Genomic DNA, 7,335 nt, shown 5'->3' on the forward strand with positions numbered 1-7,335 from the left:
ATTCTCTCAAAAATTTCCTTTGCCTAGGGTTTCTTTGTCATGACTTCAAACTACCTCCAAACTATGTTATTCAATCATTTTGTACTTAACTGAATATAGTTTGTCTTTCTATTGTACTCTAAAAAACAAGCGCCATCAAAAAATACTTCAGCCACTAGTTTTATATCAATAATTTAATACTTTGTAATCATCTTTCTCTTCCCCAGATTCTAAATATTTTTACAATATATTACATGACATGCCGTTTTCTCTCCATTGCTTCTAGCCAAACTAACATCAATTTTGCAAGAAAGGATTAACAGATGTCTCAACCCAACCGATCAATTTGTTGGAACGTAGTTTTTACGTACAATTCTAACTTAGCAACCTCTTTAATTGCTAAAAAGACTATTCACTAATTTCCTCATATTTAATACTTGTTTTTAACTTTCTTTTTTGCTAATTTTAATTTAACTTCCTCTGCACTCATGCTTTTTAAAAGTCTTTGTACTTTAGAAGCATTCTGTTTGAATGTTTGTAAAATATAAATTTTTCATCGCCAACATAACATATAAACCTATATCTTTTTCAGTTACCATACTATTCCCCTACCTTATAGCTCGCAATGTAATCCCTTCCAAATAAAACTTTATTATGTTTCGCTTTTTGTATCAAGTACTTCTGGTTTTCTTGAACTCTCTTATTGCTCACTAAAAAATAAGAGAAGCATTGAATCGCCAGCAATTTTTATAATTTTATATTACTATTTTCTTTTACATTTTGCATGTTAGAACACACACCTTTAAATAATATTTTTATTACGGTGCTGCTATAACATACGTATTTAGTTAATAGTAAAAATCTTCCTGAAATTAGTATTAGAATTAATACCCAATTTAAATACATCAAAAGTTTACAAACAATACATATTTTAAAAGAATCTCTTTTCCTTTTCAAAAAATGATTTTCCATACCTTAACCCCAAATATTTTGACTTCGTTGTTCACGGACATATTATTCAACTTCCGCTCTATCTGTTATTTTCTCTTCTCCAGATTCCAAATATTTCTATAATATAGTCCGTTTTCTCTCCATACGCTTCAGTCCAAGCTAACATCAATTTTGCTAAGGAACGGTTAACAGCTGTCTCAATCCAACGCTCAGTTTGTTGAAGTGTTGGATTTTTTCGTGTAATTTCTAACTTAGTAGCTTCTTCATTTTCTAAGTACTTTCTCCACCAATCTACTAAGGGCCTTCTCTAACGATTTGAATCTTTCTTATGTTTATTCACTGGAGTAATAAATCTAACAACTCCTGCAATAGTGGAAAAAACATCTTCTTTAAAAGTTCATGCTTAGCTATTCTTGAGGTAATTTTATTAGCCCTCTGCACAAAATATCTCATCCAGCTTAATAAATGTGCGAATCAACAGTCTTATCTTGCCTTAGTGAACCAACGCTACTACTGTCGTGGTTGTCACACCTATTTACGGCGAATACCTACATTATCGATAGAAACTGCTTTATCACAAAACAAGTGCGCTATAAAATGTTGGAGGAATTGACTGAAATACAAGCAATGACGACAATTGCTAAGCATTGCGGCGTTTCTTGATCTACCATTTCTCGGGTACTCGTTTCTCTGATCCCCATGACAAAAGTAAAAAGAAATTAGTTACCGCATTGTTTATTAATGGATGAATTTCGTTCATTGAAGAATCAAGTCGGCCCCTATTCCTTTTCTTGTCTGGATGGCGATACTAGAAGAATAAAGCCCTCGTTTCTTATTTTATGTAATTTGAGCAACGTGCACGATTGAAGGTAAAGGCCATTATGACGGACATGAATGTTTCTTATGTCTCTCTGATAAAAGAATGTTTTCCAAAGGCAACACTCGTTATAGATCGTTTTCACATTGTCAAACATCTCATTCGCAATTTTGAGGATATTCGAGTACGAATCATGAAAAACTTTGGTCGAAATAATCCAATACAAGCCAAACGTTATCGACAATTAAAGGCGTTGTCTCGACTTCTGACCAAACGACAGGACACGCTTGTTTATGACAAATGGATAAAATGGCGCAATTTGGTCGGACGTATCTAACCGAAAGTGAAGTGGTGGATCTCTGCCGAATTACGAATCGCCTATTTTTACTATCAAGGAATTCTTCAAGCGTTCCACGACATAGAGGCGGACACTTTCTTTAAACTTGTAAGAACGATGCCCAATTCCGTTCCAAAAGAACTGCATCATATAAAAAAGTTTTTATAAACTATGAATCCGGCATTCGTTTAGTCCTAGAATTGCCTTATTCAAACGCCAAAATAGAAAAGCTGCATGCCCACATCAAAGCATTGAAACGAGTCGCTTATGGATTTCGAAGTTTTCGGAAAATGAAGACCAGAATTTTCTTAATAAATAATCTGATTACCTATGAATCAAAAAACATCTAAAGCAGAAAAGGAATTTTACTTAGATGTTCTTATCTCACTCTGTCAGTCCTATTTGACAAAGAGCCCCATTCAACAGCATCTTTGCGCCATCACTTGAGCGAAGAAAAACAAAAGAAAAAGGGAAACGCAAATCATTTCCCTTCCGTAATTAATGAAAATCACACTGCCTTCCATTCAGGATGAATGGGGTTATAAATTCAATCTACTGATGAACGTACTTCTATAAATCAAACTATTCTCGGATACATCGAAACCCTAAATGACTACTCGTAGACATAAAATCTGTTCCATTTCTGGCGGCTACTCTGTATCTGTTACAGTAGGAACAGTGGCATAGAAAAGATCCCCCTCTTATAGCATATTCACCTGATAATGAATTCTTATCCTCAATATTAAATGAATTAACATTAAATTCATCTAGCATGGCGTATCGAGGATTTCTGCACCACTCCCATACATTTCCAATCATCTGATACAAATCCCAATTATTGGGTTCATAAGTATATACTGGTGCTGTGCCAAGGTATCCATCCATTTTAGTATTTTTAATTGGGAATTCCCCTTGCCACGTATTTGCATGATACCTATCTCCCTCAGTTAAAGAATCTCCCCATGTGAAAATAGATTTTGTTCCTGCTCTTGCTGCAAATTCCCACTGAGACTCTGTCGGTAAACTTGTATTGGCCCAGTTGCAAAACTCTAGTGCATCAATCAAAGAAACATGGACTACTGGATGATTTTCTATACCTAAAAGGTCACTGTGAGCCCCATACGGATGGGCCCAATTAGCCCCTGTAACTTTTCTCCACCAAGGCATTCCCATTACGTATGGATACTCTTGCTTATCTTTTTCCAAAATTAATTTTTCAAAGACGAATGAATACCCTTGCCTCTCTGCAACAGTTACATAATTCGTTTCCTTCACAAAAAGTTGAAATTCTTTATTTGTAATTGGTGTATCACAAATCTGAAAATCATTTACTATAACCTTCTTTGGCGGATATTCGTAATCTTCAAGAAATCCTTCCTCTGATTTAGTACTCCCCATAAAGAATTGATTACCTTCTATATCTACAAAGTTCATATTACTTTGCCTGTCTTTCCTTTAAAGTTGAAACAATACTTGATACTTCTACTTGAGTTAAATGCCCATCTTTGACAAAACCCTCTTCTCTATCCCATAAATACCCTATTAATTTATGTTTCATTTCATGAATAACGGCTGCATATTTTTCATCATCGTACAGGTTTTCCATTTCATTTGGATCATCTATCATATTAAACAATTGATACGTATCTTTTACGGGAAACCAAATAAATTTCCATTGTTTCGTTAATATATATTGGCTAGAATTTACTCCCAAACTGTGTTCTCCATGAATTTCTTGTCGCCATCCTTCATAATTCCCAAAAAGTAGTTGCTTAACACTTTTACCGTCAGTATCTACAAATCGACCTAATGACAAATCAAGCAGTGAAGGAAATATATCTTGTATTTTTACAAGCTCTTTTATTGTATGGTTCTTAGCCGCAATTAAATCTCCTGGGTCATAAATAAACGACGGAATGCGGATACTTCCTTGATAAGGATAGCCCTTTCTAAATAGGTAATGTTCTCCTAACTGATCTCCATGGTCTGAAATAAACCAAATGATTGTATCCTTATCATGTCTAAATTCTTTTAACGCCATTAAAAAACGATTAATCTGATGATCAATATGAGAAATGAGCCCATAATATCCAGCGAGCATTCTTTTTTGATCATCTTTTTTCAATTTTCCCTTTAAAGCAGTGATATCTGGAACAATAGGCTCCAATTCCTCCCAATTACCAATGTGCAAATCCGTAGTCTCCGCCAATCTATCCATATACATATCAAAATAATATTTAGGTGGGTTTAACGGAGCATGGGGTTTCTCAAATGAAAGTTTTAAGAAAAATGGTACAGTTGGATCTTTTCTTCGTAAAAATTTTATCCCTTCTGTAACTACCCAATTCGTTGGATGAAACTTTTCTGGGTATATCCAAGGACGTGCTTCCCATGAATTACAATTTAAGCCATCATCAATCAGGTCTGCCTCTGAGCCTAAACCTTCTTTTAAAAACATCAAATAGTCACTAGAATATTCAAATTGTTCTCCGTAACGTTTATCATATTTCCGATCAACATGAAGATAGCCATCATGTAATAATACATGATCAAATCCTAAACGCTTTCTTGAAGGGTATACATGCATTTTCCCGATACATTCGGTTTGATACCCATACTCTTTGAAAGTGTTTGGAAGTGTTTTAGTGAAATTCCATGGGACTTCGTCTTCATAACCAACTCTTCCTGAATTTTCTGGGTCTAAACCTGATAACAATGCTGCTCTTGCAGGCACACAACTTGGAACTGGAGAATAACAGTTTTCAAAATTATATCCTTGGCTAGCCATCATATCTAATGTAGGTGTACTAATAAACTTATCATGGCTATTCAAAGATAATGCATCTGCTCGCATTTGATCTACCACAATTAAAACAACATTCGGTTGATTTTTTTCCATATTGAGGGACCTCCAGTAATTAATAATGAATACTTGATGAATAGCCTTATTAATTTAAATCTATTATAAAACTGACAAAATATTTAAAGTATGCAATAGTATTGATAAAACTAAGAATATCCAAATAACTTTATTCGAATTGAGGCTTTTTTTACTCAACAAATAATACGCTAATAATACTAAAGCAACTGGTACTATAGCAGGCATGATAGGATCTAACATTTCTGTTTGAAAGGATAACTCTTTATCCCCAATGACTAACTTAAATGGAACCCCGACTTTTATTACACTAGGAATTAGTCCACCTACTACTACTATACCCAGCAAAGTTGCTGATTCAGTTAAATCTTTCAATAAACCACCTAAACTAGACACCAATTTTTTCCCTTGCCTAAAAGCGATTGGCAACTCAAAATATCTCAAACCTAATATGATAACAGCCACAATTAACCACAGTAGTACACCTAAGGGATTCCCTTCTAATCCCATATAAGCAGCTAATGACCCAAAAATTGTTGGGATTACCGCGCCAAACAATGAATCCCCTACAGCTGCAAATGGCCCCATCATACTTGTTTTAATTGCTGCTACAGCATCTTTTGATTTACTTCCGTCTTCTGCTTGTAGTGCTAAATCAATCCCAATGATAAACGCACTTAAAAATGGACTAGTATTATAAAATTGCATTTCTGATTGTAATACAGTTTTTAGTTCCTTTTTGTCTTTATATAATTTTTTTAAAGCTGGATATATTGCTCGAACATAGGCAACATTCATCATTCGTTCATAGTTCCAGCCTAATTGAGCACCGAACATGTATCTTAAACTAACTTTCCTTAAATCTTCAGTGCTTAATTTACTAACATCAGACTTCATCATCTTCAACCTCCCCATTAATATCTGTATAATTATTTGCAACTAATTTTGATTCTAAAAGATGACCATCCTGTAATTTTTTATAATGAATAAGTGCAGCCGCTAAGCCAACAAAAGAAATTCCCATCATTGGAATTTTAAAATAGGCAGCTAAAACGTATCCAATAATTAAAAAACCAAAGAATTTTTTAATTGGTAAATAATGTAATAAAATAGCTATCCCAACAACTGGCAGTACCGCTCCTGCTAATTTTAATCCCCCCATAAGCCAATCCGGTGCATAATTTAATACTGTGTTAACTACTTCATTACCAAAAATTAAACACAAGCCTACTGGTATTGCCCGAGATAACGCAATAGGAATTAAACTCAACCATGCTTCGAAACTAATCTTGTGAAAATTTTCTTCCTCAATGTGTTTATCCACACGATGCAAAAAATATACTCCACAAAAACGAGCTAAAATATCCAATTGAACCAGTAATAATCCTACTGGAACAGAAATACCTATTGCAAATTCAATTCCTTTCCCGCTAACAACACCTAACGCTGTTCCAATTATTGCTCCTGTACCAAAATCCGGTATGGAGGATCCTCCAAATGTTCCTACACCTAAAACCATTAATTGTAATGTTGCTCCTACTAATAAACCTGTTTTAATATCTCCCATTATAACACCTGCTAAAAAACCGGCAATTGCAGGTTTACTTAACTGTAACCCAGAAATGTATGGGTCTATCCCACCTAACATAGCTAGAACAATTAAAAGAAAAATTTGAAGCACAGAAATATCATTCATGATTAGTCATTCCTTTCGTGACTCCGCTTAGGCACAACACCGAGTAAAAAAGTGTTGTATTGCTAGCAGAACTTTGTTTTTGTAGTAAACTTTCTTGAAGAACCCCCTACACACTAACAAATTGAAAAAAGAGAAATAAATATGGAACACCACCTTTCGGTCTTGAATAATTGCATGTGTAGTTTAAGTTTTCAAATATGGCTAACGGTGATCCTTGCACAGTTCTTTTAAAAATTATAGAAGAGGTTTTACACAATATTAAAAATCGTGTGCACTAATCGTTGTGACATCGATATCCACAAGCAGTTTCTTATCCTATAATACAGTCATCAACAGTGAAAAATCCTCCGTATAAAGACACATCCTACTCCAACTTTTACAACAAATTGAAAAAAACATTTTTGACACTACATTATTCACATTTGTTTTGAATCTGTCGGAAGTTAGGGGTGATCTCACTGTATACGCCTTATATCTCATAATCATCTCAATGCGTTTTCTGGCTCTTCACAAGGAGCACTGTAACTAGCTCAATTCACCTAAATATTTATTATTTAATTAACAAAGACATAAAGTCGTCTGCTTTATCACTTGGAACCATTTGGGCAATTAAACGAACGCCTCTTTCATTCAATTGTTTAAAAACTTCAACATCCTGATCCACAACATTAATCGAT

At 34.3% G+C, this 7,335-nt stretch carries 5 protein-coding genes and 3 pseudogenes; 2 read left to right on the top strand and 6 right to left on the bottom strand.

Features of this window, described 5'->3' with window-relative positions:
- Positions 1–1,009 precede the first annotated feature (1,009 nt).
- Positions 1,010–1,219 (bottom strand): annotated as a pseudogene (locus tag ECA01S_RS14880) (replication initiation factor domain-containing protein); the annotation flags it as partial.
- Positions 1,220–1,820: 601 nt separating this feature from the next.
- Here ECA01S_RS14880 and ECA01S_RS14885 point away from each other — a divergent pair.
- Both ECA01S_RS14885 and ECA01S_RS14890 read left to right on the top strand, forming a co-directional pair.
- Entirely contained in the window at positions 1,821–2,084 is a 264-nt protein-coding gene (locus ECA01S_RS14885) for a transposase (RefSeq protein ID WP_281176666.1), read from the top strand.
- Between the two features lie 137 nt (positions 2,085–2,221).
- A pseudogene (locus tag ECA01S_RS14890) lies at positions 2,222–2,434 on the top strand (transposase); the annotation flags it as partial.
- Positions 2,435–2,666: 232 nt separating this feature from the next.
- On the opposite strand, the gene ECA01S_RS13475 reads toward ECA01S_RS14890, so the two are convergent.
- From ECA01S_RS13475 to ECA01S_RS14645, 5 genes and pseudogenes are all read right to left on the bottom strand, one after another.
- Positions 2,667–3,518, bottom strand: coding sequence for a formylglycine-generating enzyme family protein (locus ECA01S_RS13475; protein WP_010746339.1), 852 nt, complete (start codon positions 3,516–3,518; stop codon positions 2,667–2,669).
- Position 3,519: 1 nt separating this feature from the next.
- The gene (locus tag ECA01S_RS13480; RefSeq protein WP_010746340.1) at positions 3,520–4,983 is read right to left on the bottom strand and encodes a manganese-dependent arylsulfatase; all 1,464 of its coding nucleotides are present in this window, start codon (positions 4,981–4,983) and stop codon (positions 3,520–3,522) included.
- 63 nt (positions 4,984–5,046) lie between these two features.
- A complete protein-coding gene (locus ECA01S_RS13485) occupies positions 5,047–5,859 on the bottom strand; it encodes a PTS system mannose/fructose/sorbose family transporter subunit IID (RefSeq protein WP_143139631.1) in 813 nt (270 codons plus the stop codon).
- Positions 5,849–6,658 carry a PTS mannose/fructose/sorbose/N-acetylgalactosamine transporter subunit IIC gene (locus tag ECA01S_RS13490; protein WP_010746342.1) on the bottom strand — a complete coding sequence of 270 codons (810 nt, stop codon included), beginning with the start codon at positions 6,656–6,658 and terminating at the stop codon, positions 5,849–5,851. The genes ECA01S_RS13485 and ECA01S_RS13490 overlap by 11 nt, the downstream gene beginning before the upstream one ends.
- 550 nt (positions 6,659–7,208) lie before the next feature.
- Positions 7,209–7,335: pseudogene (locus ECA01S_RS14645) on the bottom strand (PTS mannose transporter subunit IIAB); the annotation flags it as partial.

Origin of the sequence: Enterococcus canis NBRC 100695, assembly GCF_001544375.1 — a bacterium.
GTDB classification, from domain to species: Bacteria; Bacillota; Bacilli; order Lactobacillales; family Enterococcaceae; genus Enterococcus_H; species Enterococcus_H canis.